Below are 14,864 nucleotides of genomic sequence, written 5' to 3'. Positions count from 1 at the left end.
ATGGGAACCTCAATCGGCCTTGATGCGGGCCTTGGCGATGACGGTGGCCCACTTGCGCGTCTCGGCGGCGATGTGGGCGGCGAACTGCTCGGGGCTGCTGCCCAGCACCTGGATGCCCTGGCTCTCGAAGCTGCGGCGCACCTCGGCGTCCTGCAGGGCGGCGTTCACCTCGGCCCCGAGCTGCTGCACGATGGCGGCCGGGGTCTGCGCCGGGGCCACCAGGCCGTACCAGCCGGTGGCCTCGAAGCCGGGCAGGGTGTCGGCGAACGGCGGCACGTCGGGCAGCGCCGGCGAGCGCCGCAGGTCGGTGATGCCCAGGGCGACCAGCTTGCCGGTCTTCACGTGGCCCACCACCGAGGGCATGCTGACGATCATCAGCGGCACCTGGTTGCCCAGCACGTCGGTCACGCCGCCGGCGGCGCCCTTGTAGGGCACGTGCACGATGTCCAGGCCCGCCTCCACCTTCAGCAGCTCCATCGCCAGGTGCGCGGTGGAGCCGCTGCCGGGCGACGCATAGCTCAGCTTGCCGGGCTCGGCCCTGGCGCGCTGGATCAGGTCGGCCAGCCGGGCGAACGGCTGCGAGGGATGGGCCACCAGCAGGTTGGCCACGCTGCCGACCAGCGCCACCGGCGCGAAGTCGCGCGCCGTGTCGTAAGGCACGTTGGAATAGAGGCTGGCATTGACGGCCAGCTGGGCCCCGGCGCCGAAGAACAGCGTGTGGCCGTCGGCCCCGGCCTTGGCGACCTGGCTCGCCGCCAGCATGCCGCCCGCACCCGGCTTGTTCTCGATGGTGACCGGCTGGCCCCAGGCGCGCGTGAACCGCTGGCCGATGGAGCGCGCCATCAGGTCGGTGGCGCCCCCGGGCGGGAACGGCACGACCAGGGTGATGGGCCGCGACGGATAGCCGGAGCGCGGGGACTGGGCGAGTGCCGCGCCGGCGGGCAGGGCGCACAGCGCCGCCGCCCGGGCCAGCAGGGCGCGCCGGGACGAACGCGTCATGGGGCTGTCCTCGGCGGCTTGGTCAGCGGGCCGCATCCAGCGCCGGCAACTGCACGCCGCCCTCGGGCACGGGCTGGCGGATCGTGTTCAGGATCAGCGACACGAAGCTGAAGTAGCCGGCAGTGCACAGCACGTCGAGCAGAGCCGGCTCGCCGAACCGCTCCAGCGCCTGCGCGTAGGTGCCGTCGCTCACGTCCTTGTCCTGCAGCAGCTCGCTGATGAAGCGGTGCAGCAGCGCCTGGTCGGCCGTCATGCCCTGGGGCGTGCGGCCCTGCCCGATGGCGTCGATGACGGACTGGTCGACGCCCGCCTCGACGGCCATCTTGCTGTGCGCATGCCACTCGTAGCGCGCCGACCAGAACCGGGCCACCAGCAGGATGACGAACTCGCGCAGGGCGGCCGGCAGCGAGTTCTCGAACCGGATCGAATCGCCCAGCGTGCGCACCCGGTCGGCCAGCCGGGGGTTGCGCAGCAGCGCGTGGAAGGGGCCGCGGATGCCGCCGCGCGGCCCGTCGATGAGGCCCTGGGCGACGAAGCGCTGCTCGGGCGTCATGGCATCCAGCTCCAGCGGCGCGAAGCGCCGTGCGGTGGCGGGGGCGGTCATGCGGGCACCCACGCCATCGGTGCCTGGTAGGCGAAGGCGGTCTTGACGTCGATGACGACCGGCAGCTCGCTGGCCAGCGCCTTGTCGAAGGCGGCGCCGAAGTCCTGCGGCTTGTCGACCGTGAGGCCGACGCAGCCGAAGGCGCGCGCGATGGCGGCGAAGTCGTGTTCCTCGTAGACGTAGCAGTCGGACTTGCGGCCTTCGGCGCGCCCCTCGTAGGCGATGTTGAGGTTGCGCACGCCCTGCGACAGGCAATGGTTGTTGTTCACGACGGTGATGGTCTTGAGGTTGCAGCGCCGCGCCGTCTCCAGCTCGGGCAGGTGGTAGGAGAAGCCGCCGTCGCCGGTGAAGCAGACCACCGGCCGGTCGGGCGCGGCGGCCTTGGCGCCGAGCGAGGCGGGGAAGGACCAGCCCAGCGAGCCGGCGGCGCGCAGGAAGGTCTGGCCCGGATGGCGCAGGTCGACCAGGTTGCCGGCCCACAGCGCCGAGTAGCCGGTGTCGGCCACCACGATGGCGTTGGCGGGCAGCACGCGCGTGAGCTCGCGGCACAGCCGCTGCGGGACCATGGGCGCGTCGTCGCTGGCCAGTTGCGGTTCCACCTCGGCGCGCCAGGCGGCCACGTGCTCGCGGCTGCGGGCCAGCCAGTCGGCGCGCTGGCCCGCGGCGACCGCGCCGGCCAGGGCCAGCAGGCCGGCGCGCACGTCGCACTGCAGGCCCAGCGTGTTGGGGTAGTTGCGGCCGATCTCGGCCGGGTCGAGGTCGATCTGGATGATGGGCGTGCCGGCGCGCGGCATCTTCCAGTTGGCCGTGGTGTGGTCGTTGGTGCTGCTGCCGGCGTAGATCACCAGGTCGGCCTCGGCCACCACGTGGTTGGCGCAGCTGCGGCCATACAGGCCCACCGGGCCGGCGTAGAGCGGGTCGTCCTCGACGATGCACGACTTGGCGTCCAGCGTGGTGACGATGGGCGCCTGCAGCCGCTCGCCGAGCTCGCGCAGGGCCTGCGCCGCGCCGCTGATGGCCACGCCGCGGTCGGCCACGATGACCGGGCGCGCGCTGCCGGCCAGCAGCTGCACCGCCTTCTGCACCGCGGCGGCGTCCGGCGCGGGCCGGTGGGCCGGGTAGCGGGTGTGCGCCTCGTCGACGTCGAGCGCGAAGGGCGCCTCCAGCGGGGTCAGCGCGTCGCCGGTGAGGCCGGCGATGTCCAGGTGCACCGGCCGCGGCGTGCCGGTGGTGGCCTCGCGGAAGGCCTGGCGCACCAGCAGCGGCATCTGCTCGATGGCCTCGATGCGCGCCGAGAACTTGGTGACCGGCTGGAACAGCGGCCCGTGGTCGACTTCCTGGTAGGCGTTGCGGTACTGCATGGGCGCGACGTGGCGGCCGGTGATGGCGATCACCGGCGACTGGCCCAGCCAGGCGTCCTGCATGGAAGCCGCCAGGTTGGCGGCGCCGACCGACTGCGCCATGCAGATGCCGGGCCGCCCGGCGATGCGCGCGTAGCCGTCGGCCATGTAGCCGACGCCCTTCTCGGAGTGGCCGAGCACGCGGACGATGGGCGTGTCTTCCATCTCGGCCAGGGCGCGCCGCAGGACGGCGTCCATGAAGAAGACGTGCGTGACGCCGTACGCCTCGAGGAGGCGCGCGAAGTAGCGCGCGCCCGATGTCGCTTGTGCCATGGGGTGTCCCGGCCTAGTCGGCCTTGATGTTGAACTTGCGCAGGATGTCGCCGTAGCGCTTCACGTCGTCCTGGACCTGGGCGCCGAAGTGCTCCGGCGTGCTGCCGTCGGGCACGTAGCCCGCGACCGCGCCGGCCAGCGTCTGGCGCAGGGCCGGCTGCTGGAGCGCCTTCACCACCTCGGCGTGCAGGCGGTTGACGATGGGGCGCGGCGTCGCCGCCGGGGCGAACAGGCCCATCCAGGTGCCGGAGAACACGAAGTCCTTCACGCCGGCCTCGGCCATGATGGGCACCTCGGGCAGTTCGGGCATGCGCTGCGGCCCGGTGAAGCCCAGCGCCCGCAGCTTGCCCGAGCGGATGAAGGGCATGACGATGCCGGGCGGCATGATCGCCACCTGGGCCTCGCCCGACACCACCGCCTGCAGCGACGGCGCGCTGCCCTTGTAGGGCACGTGCAGCAGCTGGGTGCCGGCGCGCTGGTTGAACAGCTCGGTGGCGATGTGGATGGTGTTGCCCACGCCGGGCGAGCTGTAGGTGAGCTTGCCGGGCGCCTTGCGGTCCAGCGCGATCAGCTCCTGCACCGTGTTGGCCGGCACCGACGGGTGGACGATGAGGACGAAGCCGGTGCCCTGCATCAGGCCGGCCACCGGCGCGAAGTCCTTGATGACGTCGTAGCGCAGGTCCTTGTACATCGTCGCGTTGAGCGCGAACGAGGCGGTGACCGCCAGCAGCGTGTAGCCGTCGGGGGCGGCGCGGGCCACGTACTCGGTGCCGATGACGCCGTTGGCGCCCGCCTTGTTGTCGATGATGATGTTCTGGCCGAGCGGGCCCGACATCACCTGTGCCAGCGGGCGCACGGCCACGTCGAGCGTGCCTCCGGCCGCGAACGGGATGACGATGCGGATCGGCTGGTTGGGGTAGCTGCCCTGGGCGCGCCCGAGGCCGGGCAGGCCCAGGGTCAGCGCGGTGGCGCCGGCCGCCTGCAGCCAGGCGCGCCGGCCGAGGCCCTCATGCGGCTTGCTTGGCTTCATGCTCGACACCGATGGTGAATTTCCAGCCCAGGCTCTGCAGCTTGTCGACCATGCCCTGGCCGTACTTGGCGGCGATGGCTTGCGCCGTCTGCGGCACGCGGTCGACGTCGTCGAATTCGTCGCGCTGGCCCTGGATGATGACCATCAGGTGCGCATCCTGGTCGGAGCGGTTGATGAAGCGGCGCGTGACCCGCGGCGGCACGGCGATCAGGTCCATGTGTTCCAGCATGACCGACTCCTCGCCATGGTCGCCCCACTGGATCTCCCAGCGGCCGGTCATGGCGATGAAGGTCTCGTGCGTGCGGTAGTGCACGTGCAGGCCGGGGCCCTGGCCCGGCGGGCAGGTGGCGATGCCCAGTCGGAACACGCCGGCGTCGCCGCCCTCGACCGCCGGCTTGGGCGACAGCTGTCCGGGCAGGGGGCCGGGCGACATCACGTTGCGGGTGGTCTTGGCCATGATCATCTCGAGCACGTCGGGCGGGATGCCCTTCTCGTCGAGGTGCTTGTTCTTCACGGGCACGACGTCGTGGAAGCGCGCGATGCGCGACTTCATCTCTTCCTGGGTGGGGGTCCAGCGTTCCATGGCTTGTCTCCTGAGGTACTGCCGTGTGAGTCTAAGGAGCAACGCAGCCGATGCCGCCGGGGCCGGCGCGAATAACGATAATTCGCCGCCATGGATAACATCGACATCCGGCTGCTGCGGGCCTTCCTGGTGCTGATGGCGGAGAAGAACGTGTCCACTGCCGCCGAGCACCTGGGCATCAGCCAGCCGGCGGCCAGCCACGCGCTGGCCCGCCTGCGCGTGCTGTTCGACGATCCGCTCCTGCTGCGCTCGCGCGCCGGCATGGTGCCCAGCACCCGGGCACCCGACTTCGAGCAGGGGGTGCGCGAGCTGCTGGCCACCTACGACGGCCTGCTGGGGCTGGCGCGGCCGTTCGATCCGGCGGAGTCGACGCAGTCCTTCGTGGTCAGCGCGCCCGAGTACGCCGAGCGCCTGCTGCTGCCGGGGCTGGCGCGCCGGGCCCGGCAGGAGGCGCCCCACGTGCGCATCGAGGTGCAGACGCCCGACCGCGACCGGGCGCTCGAGCTGCTCGAGACGGGCCGGCTCGACCTGCGGGTGGCCTGGCTGCCGCGGCCGCCGCAGTCGCTGCGGTCGATGCAGCTGTTCCAGGACCGCATCGTGTGCATCGCCGCCGCCGACCACCCGACCGTCAGGGGCAGCATCAGCCTGGAGCAGTTCCTGTCGCTGCCGCATGCGCGGCCGCTGGGCACCGGCCGCACCACCACCGGCCGCATGATCGACGAGGCGGTGGAGCAGCTCGGCCGCCAGCTCAACCTGGCTTTCCTGGTGCAGAACTTCCTGACCATCCCGCTGATGATGGTCGGCACCGACCTGATCGCAACGGTGCCGCTGCGGCTGGCCACGGTGCTGAAGAAGCAGCACCCGCTGCAGATCCTGGAGCCGCCGCTGCGGCTGCCGCGCATCCGCTATGCCGCCTACTGGCACGAGCGCAGCCAGAAGGATCCCGGTCACCGCTGGCTGCGTGGACTGCTGCTGGAATCGGCCCGGTCGCTGGAGCCGTACACGGCCAAGGGCTGAGCCGGCGGCCGGGTCATCCGGGTTGGCGAATTCCTGCTATCGATCCCCGCGCATGGCCCGCGTGCGTGGCGCTGCCTAGACTCGGGCGGCCGCCACGCCTCCCGCGCGCCGATCCAGACAACCACGACGAGACATGACCCTTCCGCCGACCGTGCGCCCCTTTCCTTCCGCCGCTGCCGGAGACCGCCATGGCCGCTGAACCGCAGGACCCGGCGTACGCCGCCGCCGTCGCGCAGGTCGAGGCCGCCGGCCTCAAGGCCGGCGATCCCTCGTCCACGCCGCTGGGCGAGGCGCGCGCGGCGCAGGACCGCTACTTCGCCTTCCTGAACCAGGACCCGCCGGCGGGCCTGAACATCCGCAACCTTTCCATCCCCGGCCCGCACGGCGACATCCCGCTGCGGGTCTACCGTCCCGTGGATGCCCCGGCCGAGCCCCTGCCGGTGCTGGTGTTCCTGCGCGGCTCGGGCTGGTGGGCCGGCGGCCTGGATTCGCACGACCGGGTGATGCGGCTGGGCGCGCTGCGCAGCGGCTGCGCCGTGGTCGGCATCGACTACCGCCGCACGCCCGAGCACCGCCAGCCGACACAGGTGCAGGAGCTGCTGGCCACGCTGCAGTGGCTGCGCGCCGAGGGCGGGCGCCATGGCGTGGACGGCAAGCGGTGCGTGCTGTGGGGCGAATCGGCCGGCGCCACCGTGTCGCTGGTGGCGGCGATGCGGCTGCGCGACGAGGGCGCACCGGCGCCGGCGGGGCTGCTCCTGTTCTACGGCAACTTCGACGGTCCCAAGGCCAACCTGCGGCCGCAGTCGCGCTGGTTCTGGCAGCAGTACCTCGGCAGCGACACGCTCGACCCCGAACCTTCCGCGATCCCGGCCCGCCAGCCGGTCGAGGACCTGCCGCCCGCCTGGCTGGGCGTGGGCAATCTCGACCCGCTGCTCGAGGACACGCTCGCCATGCACGGGCGCATGGCGGCCGCCGGCGTGCGCTGCACGCTGCAGCGCTATCCGGGCCTGCCGCATGCGTTCATGAACTTCACCCGCCTGTTCCCGGGCTCGGTCGACGTGCTGGACGATGCGATCCGCTTCGCAGGCGAGGCGCTCGGCATCCAGCCGCCCGCGGCGCCGCCCGCAACCTGAGGCGGCCCGCGCCGGCAGGCTGACACGCCCGCGCCCCGTCCGGACGGGACGGGTGCGCTGGAACCGGTGGCGGCAATCCCGCAGGGTTTGTCCCCATGCACGGCGGTGGGTCGTTGCCTAGGATTGTCAGACAATCTGGCAATCCGACGAGCATGAACGCCCCGACCCGCGACTGGCTGAAGATCGACGACGGCCCCGTGACCTTGCGTGCGCTGATCGTGCAGAAACTGCGCATGGCCATCACGCGCGGGCACTTCAGCCCGGGTGACCGCCTCATCGAGCGCGAGCTGTGCGAGCGGCTCGACGTCAGCCGCGCCTCGGTGCGCGAGGCATTCCGGCAGCTCGAGGCCGAGGGCCTGGTCGAGGTCGTGACCTATCGCGGCCCGGTCGTGCGCACCATCAGCCAGCAGGAAGCGGGCGAGTTGTACGACCTGCGCGCCGGCGTCGAGGCGCTGTGTGCCCGGTACTTCGCCGAGCGCGGCACCGATGCGGAGACCCTGGCGCTGGAGCGTGCGGCCGAAGCCCTCGGCGTGGCGCTGCGGCGGGGCGACCGCGAGCGCGTGTTCGAGGCCAAGAGCACCTACTACGAGATCTTCACCGACGGCTGCCACAGCGCGTCGGTCAAGGCGACGGCGATGCAGCTGATCGCGCGGCTCAGCTACCTGTGGAGCACCTCGCTCCAGGTCGCGGGACGGGCCGACCAGGGGTCGGCCGAACTCAAGGCCGTCGCCGGCGCGATCCGTCAGCGCGACCCGGCTGCGGCGGAAGAGGCCGCACGGACGTACGTGATGCATGCCCGTGCCACGGGGCTGGCCGCGATGGCCGCACAGGCGGCGGGCCATGCGCCGGGCAAGAAGCCGGCACGGCGCCACCTGCGCGCCGTCGAGGCGAAAGGGAGCGACCGATGAGCGCGGGACGCAGCGTGGCCGCCATGACCATGGCCGAGAAGATGCTCGCGCGTGCCGCGGGCCTGGCGGCGTGCAAGGCCGGCGACATGCTGCAGCCCGAGCCGGACGCCGTGATCGTGCACGACGGCTACGTCGAGTCGCTCTACAAGGAACTCAGCGGGCTGGGCTACCGGCGCATCAGCCGGCCCGAGCGCATGGCCTTCGTGACCGACCACGACGTGATCTACACCACACCGCGCGTCGCCGAGCGCGGCCTCGCCAATCGCCGCATCGCGCGCGAGTGGCGCGTCGGGCACTTCTCCGATGTGGGGCAGAACGGCCATGGCCACCTGTTCCCGATGGAGACCGGCATGGTGCGTCCGGGCCATGTCGTCTTCGCCTACGACCCGCACTGCACCAACTTCGGCGCCATCGGCGCGCTCGCCCTGGGCGTGCTCGGCGAGATCTGCGTGGTGGCGGCCACCGGCACGCTGCTCACGCAGGTGCCGGGGTCGGTCCGCGTCACCCTCACCGGTGCCTGGCGGCCCGGCGTGCATGCGCGCGATCTCGGCTTCGCGCTGTCGCATGCGCTCACCTCGGGCCGTCTCGCGGCTCCGTACGACGGCCGCGTGTTCGAGTTCTGCGGCCCGGCGGTGGAAGCCATGCCGATCGCCAGCCGCGTGGGCCTGTGCAACACGCTCACCGAGATCGGCGCGCTCAGCGTGCTCTTTCCCCCGATGACGCTGGACGGCCGCCCGGTGCCGGAGCTGGCATCGCTGGTGGGCGACGACGACGCGGGCTACGAGGCCGACGTCGGATGGGACCTGTCCGCCCTGGAGCCGCAGGTGGCGCTGCCGGGCGCACCCGACAAGGCGGCACCGCTGGCGTCGGTCGCCGACCAGCGGATCGACCACGCCTACATCGGCTCGTGCGGCTCCGCCATGTACGAGGACTTCAGCGAGGCTGCGGCGTTCCTGCGCGGCCGTTCGCTGGCCCCCGGGGTGCGCATGGTGGTCGTGCCGGGCACGACCCGCATCGCCCGCCGCCTGTCCGACGACGGCGTGCTGCAGGTGTTCCTGGACGCCGGCGCCAGCGTGCTGCCGCCGGGTTGCGGGCCGTGCGCGGGCGGCCGCACCGGACAGCTCGCCGCCGGCGAGGTGTCGATCTCGACGGCGGCCACCAACAGCGCCGGCCGCATGGGGTCGCCCACGTCGCTGGCCTACCTGGCCAGTCCGCTCACCGTGGCTGCCTCGGCCGTGGCCGGCCGCATCACCGCTCCGCACCCCACCGCCTGACGAGGACCACGATGACGATGTCCTGGCGAACCCGCGCCACCGCCCACCGGATTGGCGACGACGTGCCCCATGACGGCGGCGTGATGACGCGGGCCATGATGCAGGCGCGCATCGTCGATCCGGAGCAGCTGATCCCGCATCTGTTCGAGGAGTACCGGCCCGGCTTCATGGCCCGCGTGAAGCCCGGGGACTTCATCGTGGCCGGCCGCAACTTCGGCTGCGGCAAGCCGCACACCAACGGCTACATCGCGCTGCAGGCGCTGGGCATCCGCGTGCTGTGCGAGTCGGCGCCGGCCGGCGTGGCGCGGGCGACGATGAACCTGGGCCTGGCCTGCCTGCACCGCTGCGAGGGCGTGGGCCAGGTGGTGAACGACGGCGACGACATCGAGGTCGACTTCGAGACCGGGCTGCTGGTCAACCACACCACCGGCGAGCGGCGCAGCTATCCGGCCTTGGGTGCCCAGGAGCGGGCGCTGATCGGGCAGGGCGGGCAACAGGGATTCCTGCGGCACTTCCTGCACGAGCACCCGGAGCTCGGCGAGCCCTGGCCCGGACAGGCGCCGGGCGCCACGGATGCCGAAAAGACCGGCTCCCGCACCATCCCCATCGTCCAGGTGAACGCGCCATGACCGACCAGGAGCTGGCCAGCGGCTTCGCGCTGCTGGACGCCGCCACCATCTTCGACTGCAACGAGCGCGCGGGCGACATGGGGCCGGACGTGCACGCGCTGTTCCGCGGCGCGCGCGTCGCCGGACCGGCCTTCACGGTGAAATGCCCGCCCGGCGACCTGACCCCGGTGCGGCGGGCGGTCGACGAGGCGCCCCCCGGGTCCGTGCTCGTGATCGAGTGCGGCGGCCACCCCGAGGCGGCCGTGTGGGGCGGCGCCGGCAGCATCGCCGCCCAGCGCCGCGGATTGGCCGGCGTGGTCACGAACGGGCGCACGCGCGACAGCGCCGAGATCATCGGGCTGGGCTTTTCGGTGTTCTGTGCCGGCACGTCGGTGCGCGGCGCCACCCGCCTGCAGCCGGGCTCGACCGGTGTCGAGGTCACCGTCGGCGGCATCCGCGTGCATCCGGGCGACTTCATCGTCGGCGACGACGACGGCGTGGTCGTGGTCGCCCGGGACCGGGCGGCCGTGGTCCTGGAGCTCGCGCGCAAGAAATCGCAGGCGCAGGCGGCGCGAGAAGACCGGCTGCGTGCCGGGGAGCGCTACGACATCTGAGCCGACGCGGCCGCGCGACGAGACAACGGCCGCGCCCCCACTCCATCCCGACCCACTGACAGGTGAACCATGACGTCCACGATCCCTTTCCCCGCCGCATGCGGCCGTCCGCTCCAGGGCCTGGTCGCGGTCGCCCTGCTGGCGACGGCGGGTTGCGCGCTGGCGCAGGCCTTCCCGACCAAGCCGATCCGGCTCGTGGTGCCCGGTGCGCCCGGCGGCATCACCGACATTGCGGCGCGGGTCGTGGCCAACCGGCTGGCGAGCGAGCTGGGCCAGCCGGTGTACGTGGAGGACAAGGCGGGTGGCGGTGGCCGCATCGGGCCGGCCGAAGTGGCGCGGTCGCCCGCGGACGGCTACACCCTGCTGTATGCCAACTCGGTGGGCAACGCCCTGTTGCCGGCCACGTCGAAGTCGGTGACCTACGACCCGATCACCGACTTCAAGCCGGTGGCGCTCCTGTTCTCGTATGCGACCACGCTGGTGTGCCATCCGTCGGTGCCCGTCAACACGGCCCAGGAGCTGGTCGAGTACGCGAGGAAGAATCCCGGCAAGCTGACCTATGCGTCGGCGGGGCAGGGCAGCGGCAACCACTTCACCGGGGCGCTGTTCAACTCGATGGCCAAGGTGGACACCCTGCACGTGCCCTACAAGGGCAGCGGTCCGGCGCTGCAGGACGTGATCGCCGGCAACGTGAACTGCACCGACCTGGGCGCCGCCAAGCCGTCGGTGGATGCCGGGCGCCTGAAGGCCATCGCGACGACCGGCCTGACGCGCGATCCCCGCTTCCCGAACCTGCCGACGCTGGACGAAAGCGGCCTCAAGGGCTTCGAGATGACCTGGTGGCAAGGCGTGATGGCACCGGCCGGCACGCCGCAGGCCATCGTCGACAAGCTCGAGAAGGCGCTGCGCGCGACGCTCGACGCGCCTGAGGTGAAGGCCAGGACCTATGAAGTGGGCCTGAACACGACGTTCGGCAACGCGGCCGACTTCAACCGGGCCATCGTCAAGGACATGGAGAAGTTCAAGTCCATCGCCAAGGGCGCGGGCATCGTCATGGACGAGTGATGCGCCGGTGCGGCGATCGGGGCGGGGCAGGCCATCCGGCCTCGCGCCGCGGCGGCGAGGCATCCGCGGAATGTCACCGCGCGGCGCCTGACGCGCTGTCGAGCCCGCTTGCCGAGTGGGACGCCCTGGAGACGATCTGCCGGTAGAACTCTTCCTTGAACCGGGCCAGGCCAGCGCGCGGCCGATAAAGCTCGACCGTGATGCGTTCTGCTGGCTCGATGGCAACGATGGTCAGGCGGCCTAGTGCCGCCAGATTGCGGGCCGAGGCGACCGGAACCAGGGCGATGCCCACGCCCGCCTCGACGAGCGCCATCACGGTCTCCACGTTGTCGACCACGGCCTGGATGCGGGGATGCAAACCCAGCCGGCCGAAGATCTTCATCACCGCCAGGCCGTAGCCAACGGACAGCTCGTTCATGATCATCGGCTCGCCCGCGATCTGGGCGATGCTGCAAGTCGCGCCCACCTGCGACAGCGGATGCTGGGGCGGCACGATGAGTGCAAGCTCCACGTCGAACAGGGGCTCCATGGTGAGGCCCAGCGGGATGAAGTCCGGGTCGACGCCCACCGCGAAGCCCATGTCCAGGCGGCCTTCGAACAGGTCGTTGAAGATCGTGCGCGTCGGTGCCGTGTGGATCTCGAGCTGCTTGTCCCGCAGCGCGTCACCCAAGGGAAAAATGCGCTGCACGAGCAAGGGCGCCAGCCCGGAGATCAGTCCGATCTTGATGGTCGCCGTGCTCCCGGCGAGCAGGTTGTTCGCAACATCCTGCAGGTGGACCATTTCGTTGGCGATGCGGGCAGCCTCATGCAGGAAGGTGCGCCCCTTTTCCGTGACTTCGACGCCGCGGCTGGTGCGCAGGAAGAGCGGGAAGCCCAGGCTGTCTTCCAGCTGCTTGACCTGCTCGCTCAGCGCCGGCTGTGACACGTGCAGATGATCTGCGGCCCGCGTGAAGCTGCTGTGCTTGGCCACTTCGAGTGCAGAGCGGATTTTTCTCCACTGCATGTCGGGCACCTCTTGCTTGGTGGAAGGGCATGGTATCGGGTTTGCTGATGGCTTGATCGGAAATCAGTTTTTGCACCGGCCAAACCCGGTCGATATGCTTTGGTCGTGGAAAAAACTCGACCCGATCGCGAGCAGCGCCCTTCCGGCCAGGTGGAGTTCCGCGACATCTCCAAGAGTTACCAGGGCGTGATGGCGGCCGACTGCATCAACCTGAAGATCGGCGCGGGGGAATTCGTTTCCCTCCTCGGACCGAGCGGGTCCGGCAAGACCACGCTTCTGATGCTGCTGGCGGGCTTCATCGAGCCCACCGCGGGGCAGATCTTCGTGGATGGGAAGCGGCTCGACCAGGTGCCTCCCAACCGCCGCAACCAGGGGATCGTGTTCCAGAGCTACGCGCTGTTCCCCAACATGACAGTGCGCGAGAACGTCGCGTTCCCACTCAAGGCGCGCGGCGTTCCTGAAGGGACTGCACGCGAGCTGATCGCGATTGCGTTGAAACGCGTGCGCATGGTGGGATTCGAGAACCGATATCCCTCCCAGCTCAGTGGCGGACAACAGCAGCGCATCGCACTGGCGCGCGCCATCGTGTTCGACCCGCCACTGATCCTGATGGATGAATCGCTCAGCGCGCTCGACCGGAAGTTGCGGCAGGAGATGCGCGTCGAAATCAAGGACCTGCACAGTGAGTTGGGCAAGACGATCATCTACGTGACCCACGACCAGGAGGAGGCCCTGACGATGTCAGATCGGGTCGTGGTCCTGCAGGCGGGCCGCATCGCCCAGATCGGGCATCCCCTCGAGGTCTACGAGGATCCGTGCAATGCGTATGTCGCAGGGTTTGTCGGCGACGCGAACTTCATCGACGGTGTCGTCCAGGGCGACGATGGGAACAGTGTCGACATCGCCGTCCTCGACGGCGTCGTGAGAGCTTGCACGCCCGCGCGCTGGACTGCCGGGCAGCGCGTGCGCGTCCTGGTCCGTCCCGAAGCCGTCCAGATCGAGCCCCATCGGCCGGGCGGAGGCCAGGAGTGCGGCAGGGGTTCGGCACTGGCGGGCGTCGTCTCCCAGATTGCTTTCCTGGGTGACGCCCACCAGTACCACATCGAAGCAGGCGGCCAGAGTCTGATGGCCAAGGTAGCGCGGTCCCGCAAGGGCCAGCATTTTTCGTCGGGCGACAAGGTCGAGATCAGCTTCCATTCGGAAGACCTCCGGGTGTTTGCCCTCGACGCCTAGATCGCATCCATTTCGATAGGAGACACGCAATGCAAACATTTCGAATTGCCCGCTGCCTCGTCGCCCTTCTCGGCGCCGGCGCAGTCTTTGCCGCGGGGGCGCAGCAAAGGACGCTCACGGTCATCACCGGGGGTGGGCTGCAGGGCGAAAGCAACGTCAAGGCCTTCGTGGAGCCCTTCGAGAAGGAGACCGGGATCAAGGTGATCGCCGTCAAGGACCAGGCGACCCTGTCCTCCTTCAAGCTCAAGGTCCAGAGCGGGAACGTCGACTTCGACCTGGCGGCGATGACGCCGCCCAACATCGGCATCCTGGCTCGCGACAACCTGCTCGAGGCGATCGACTACAAGCAGTTCGACAGTGCCCTCATGGACAAGTTGCCGCGCGAGTCGAAGACGCCGTGGGGTGTCCAGAGCTTCAGCTTCGCCTGGGTGCTCGGCTTCTCCGAGGCCAGTTTCCCCGTGGGCAAACCGGCGCCGGAGAGTTGGGCCGATTTCTGGGACGTCAAGAAATTCCCGGGCACGCGCACGCTGGAGGGCGGTACCCTGGGATCGGAAGGGCCCCTGGAAGAGGCGCTGCTCGCCGACGGTGTCCCTGTCGACAAGCTCTATCCGCTGGACATCGACCGGGCGTTTCGCAGCCTGGACAAGATCAAGCCGCACATCCGCAAGTGGTGGAAGGTGGGCAGTGAGCAGATGCAGCTGTTCCAGAGTGGTGGAGCCAACATCGGCATGGGCTACGACGGCCGCTTCACCGCGCTGACGCAAGCCGGCAAGCCGATGCGCATCAGCTGGAACCAGGCCAAGATGAGCGGCATCTACTGGGTCATCCCCAAGGGCGCGAAGAACGTCAAGGAAGCACACAAGTTCATCGAATTTGCGTCGCGACCCGACCGTCAGGCCGCATTTGCGACTCTGACCGGCTACGGCCCTTCGAATCCGGCGGCATTCGACATGATTTCGAAGGAGCTGGCGGCGACGATGGTCTCGTCTCCGGAAAATCGCAAGCGTGCCTACATGGTCAATTTCGACTGGTACGGGCAGGTCGGTGCGGACGGCAAGACGAACAGCGAGCGCATTGCCGAACGCTGGAACGCCTGGATCACCCAGTAAGCACGCGCCGT

The 14,864-nt window shown here is 70.3% G+C and carries 15 protein-coding genes; 9 read left to right on the top strand and 6 right to left on the bottom strand.

Annotated elements, in window-relative coordinates; translation table 11 throughout:
• Positions 1–9: 9 nt before the first annotated feature.
• The 5 genes from GON04_RS03540 to GON04_RS03520 are packed head-to-tail and all read right to left on the bottom strand — an operon-like array spanning position 10 to position 4,889.
• Complete coding sequence (locus GON04_RS03540) at positions 10–999, bottom strand: tripartite tricarboxylate transporter substrate binding protein (RefSeq protein WP_157396602.1); 990 nt, start codon at positions 997–999, stop codon at positions 10–12.
• Positions 1,000–1,021: 22 nt separating this feature from the next.
• Positions 1,022–1,603, bottom strand: coding sequence for a carboxymuconolactone decarboxylase family protein (locus GON04_RS03535; protein ID WP_157396601.1), 582 nt, complete (start codon positions 1,601–1,603; stop codon positions 1,022–1,024).
• Complete coding sequence (locus GON04_RS03530) at positions 1,600–3,276, bottom strand: thiamine pyrophosphate-binding protein (protein ID WP_157396600.1); 1,677 nt, start codon at positions 3,274–3,276, stop codon at positions 1,600–1,602. The genes GON04_RS03535 and GON04_RS03530 overlap by 4 nt, the downstream gene beginning before the upstream one ends.
• A 13-nt stretch (positions 3,277–3,289) precedes the next feature.
• Positions 3,290–4,306, bottom strand: a complete 1,017-nt coding sequence (locus tag GON04_RS03525) for a Bug family tripartite tricarboxylate transporter substrate binding protein (protein WP_157396599.1) — start codon at positions 4,304–4,306, stop codon at positions 3,290–3,292.
• The gene (locus tag GON04_RS03520; protein WP_157396598.1) at positions 4,284–4,889 is read right to left on the bottom strand and encodes a cupin domain-containing protein; all 606 of its coding nucleotides are present in this window, start codon (positions 4,887–4,889) and stop codon (positions 4,284–4,286) included. The genes GON04_RS03525 and GON04_RS03520 overlap by 23 nt, the downstream gene beginning before the upstream one ends.
• A gap of 90 nt (positions 4,890–4,979) precedes the next feature.
• On the opposite strand from GON04_RS03520, the gene GON04_RS03515 reads away from it, so the two are divergent.
• From GON04_RS03515 to GON04_RS03485, 7 genes are all read left to right on the top strand, one after another.
• Complete coding sequence (locus GON04_RS03515; RefSeq protein WP_157396597.1) at positions 4,980–5,906, top strand: LysR family transcriptional regulator; 927 nt, start codon at positions 4,980–4,982, stop codon at positions 5,904–5,906.
• Between the two features lie 188 nt (positions 5,907–6,094).
• Positions 6,095–7,039, top strand: coding sequence for an alpha/beta hydrolase (locus GON04_RS03510; RefSeq protein ID WP_157396596.1), 945 nt, complete (start codon positions 6,095–6,097; stop codon positions 7,037–7,039).
• A gap of 152 nt (positions 7,040–7,191) precedes the next feature.
• On the top strand, positions 7,192–7,947 hold the full coding sequence (locus GON04_RS03505) for a GntR family transcriptional regulator (protein ID WP_181653865.1): 756 nt from the start codon (positions 7,192–7,194) through the stop codon (positions 7,945–7,947).
• Positions 7,944–9,221: a 3-isopropylmalate dehydratase large subunit gene (locus tag GON04_RS03500; RefSeq protein ID WP_157396594.1), complete on the top strand. Its 1,278-nt coding sequence runs from the start codon at positions 7,944–7,946 to the stop codon at positions 9,219–9,221. Before GON04_RS03505 ends, GON04_RS03500 begins: the two co-directional genes overlap by 4 nt.
• 17 nt (positions 9,222–9,238) lie before the next feature.
• A complete protein-coding gene (locus tag GON04_RS03495; RefSeq protein WP_181653864.1) occupies positions 9,239–9,850 on the top strand; it encodes a 3-isopropylmalate dehydratase small subunit in 612 nt (203 codons plus the stop codon).
• The gene (locus GON04_RS03490; protein ID WP_157396592.1) at positions 9,847–10,443 is read left to right on the top strand and encodes an RraA family protein; all 597 of its coding nucleotides are present in this window, start codon (positions 9,847–9,849) and stop codon (positions 10,441–10,443) included. The genes GON04_RS03495 and GON04_RS03490 overlap by 4 nt, the downstream gene beginning before the upstream one ends.
• A gap of 69 nt (positions 10,444–10,512) precedes the next feature.
• Positions 10,513–11,508: a Bug family tripartite tricarboxylate transporter substrate binding protein gene (locus tag GON04_RS03485; protein WP_157396591.1), complete on the top strand. Its 996-nt coding sequence runs from the start codon at positions 10,513–10,515 to the stop codon at positions 11,506–11,508.
• 73 nt (positions 11,509–11,581) lie between these two features.
• Here the strand turns inward: GON04_RS03485 and GON04_RS03480 are convergent, their stop codons facing one another.
• Positions 11,582–12,511, bottom strand: coding sequence for a LysR family transcriptional regulator (locus GON04_RS03480; protein ID WP_232533011.1), 930 nt, complete (start codon positions 12,509–12,511; stop codon positions 11,582–11,584).
• A 105-nt stretch (positions 12,512–12,616) separates the two neighbouring features.
• On the opposite strand from GON04_RS03480, the gene GON04_RS03475 reads away from it, so the two are divergent.
• Complete coding sequence (locus GON04_RS03475; RefSeq protein WP_157396589.1) at positions 12,617–13,744, top strand: polyamine ABC transporter ATP-binding protein; 1,128 nt, start codon at positions 12,617–12,619, stop codon at positions 13,742–13,744.
• Positions 13,745–13,773: 29 nt separating this feature from the next.
• Positions 13,774–14,853 carry an ABC transporter substrate-binding protein gene (locus GON04_RS03470; protein ID WP_157396588.1) on the top strand — a complete coding sequence of 360 codons (1,080 nt, stop codon included), beginning with the start codon at positions 13,774–13,776 and terminating at the stop codon, positions 14,851–14,853.
• Positions 14,854–14,864 lie beyond the last annotated feature (11 nt).

The sequence above is a fragment of the Ramlibacter pinisoli genome, from assembly GCF_009758015.1.
GTDB lineage: Bacteria > Pseudomonadota > Gammaproteobacteria > Burkholderiales > Burkholderiaceae_C > Ramlibacter > Ramlibacter pinisoli.
The sequence above is the reverse complement of the archived record's forward strand: the minus strand, read 5'-3'. Positions and strand labels throughout refer to the sequence as shown.

Excerpts from the sequence above, each read along its gene's own strand:
- GON04_RS03540 (WP_157396602.1), bottom strand. The coding sequence starts at position 999 with ATGACGCGTTCGTCCCGGCGCGCCCTGCTGGCCCGGGCGGCGGCGCTG.
- GON04_RS03535 (WP_157396601.1), bottom strand. The coding sequence starts at position 1,603 with ATGACCGCCCCCGCCACCGCACGGCGCTTCGCGCCGCTGGAGCTGGAT.
- GON04_RS03530 (WP_157396600.1), bottom strand. The coding sequence starts at position 3,276 with ATGGCACAAGCGACATCGGGCGCGCGCTACTTCGCGCGCCTCCTCGAG.
- GON04_RS03525 (WP_157396599.1), bottom strand. The coding sequence starts at position 4,306 with ATGAAGCCAAGCAAGCCGCATGAGGGCCTCGGCCGGCGCGCCTGGCTG.
- GON04_RS03520 (WP_157396598.1), bottom strand. The coding sequence starts at position 4,889 with ATGGAACGCTGGACCCCCACCCAGGAAGAGATGAAGTCGCGCATCGCG.
- GON04_RS03515 (WP_157396597.1), top strand. The coding sequence starts at position 4,980 with ATGGATAACATCGACATCCGGCTGCTGCGGGCCTTCCTGGTGCTGATG.
- GON04_RS03510 (WP_157396596.1), top strand. The coding sequence starts at position 6,095 with ATGGCCGCTGAACCGCAGGACCCGGCGTACGCCGCCGCCGTCGCGCAG.
- GON04_RS03505 (WP_181653865.1), top strand. The coding sequence starts at position 7,192 with ATGAACGCCCCGACCCGCGACTGGCTGAAGATCGACGACGGCCCCGTG.
- GON04_RS03500 (WP_157396594.1), top strand. The coding sequence starts at position 7,944 with ATGAGCGCGGGACGCAGCGTGGCCGCCATGACCATGGCCGAGAAGATG.
- GON04_RS03495 (WP_181653864.1), top strand. The coding sequence starts at position 9,239 with ATGTCCTGGCGAACCCGCGCCACCGCCCACCGGATTGGCGACGACGTG.
- GON04_RS03490 (WP_157396592.1), top strand. The coding sequence starts at position 9,847 with ATGACCGACCAGGAGCTGGCCAGCGGCTTCGCGCTGCTGGACGCCGCC.
- GON04_RS03485 (WP_157396591.1), top strand. The coding sequence starts at position 10,513 with ATGACGTCCACGATCCCTTTCCCCGCCGCATGCGGCCGTCCGCTCCAG.
- GON04_RS03480 (WP_232533011.1), bottom strand. The coding sequence starts at position 12,511 with ATGCAGTGGAGAAAAATCCGCTCTGCACTCGAAGTGGCCAAGCACAGC.
- GON04_RS03470 (WP_157396588.1), top strand. The coding sequence starts at position 13,774 with ATGCAAACATTTCGAATTGCCCGCTGCCTCGTCGCCCTTCTCGGCGCC.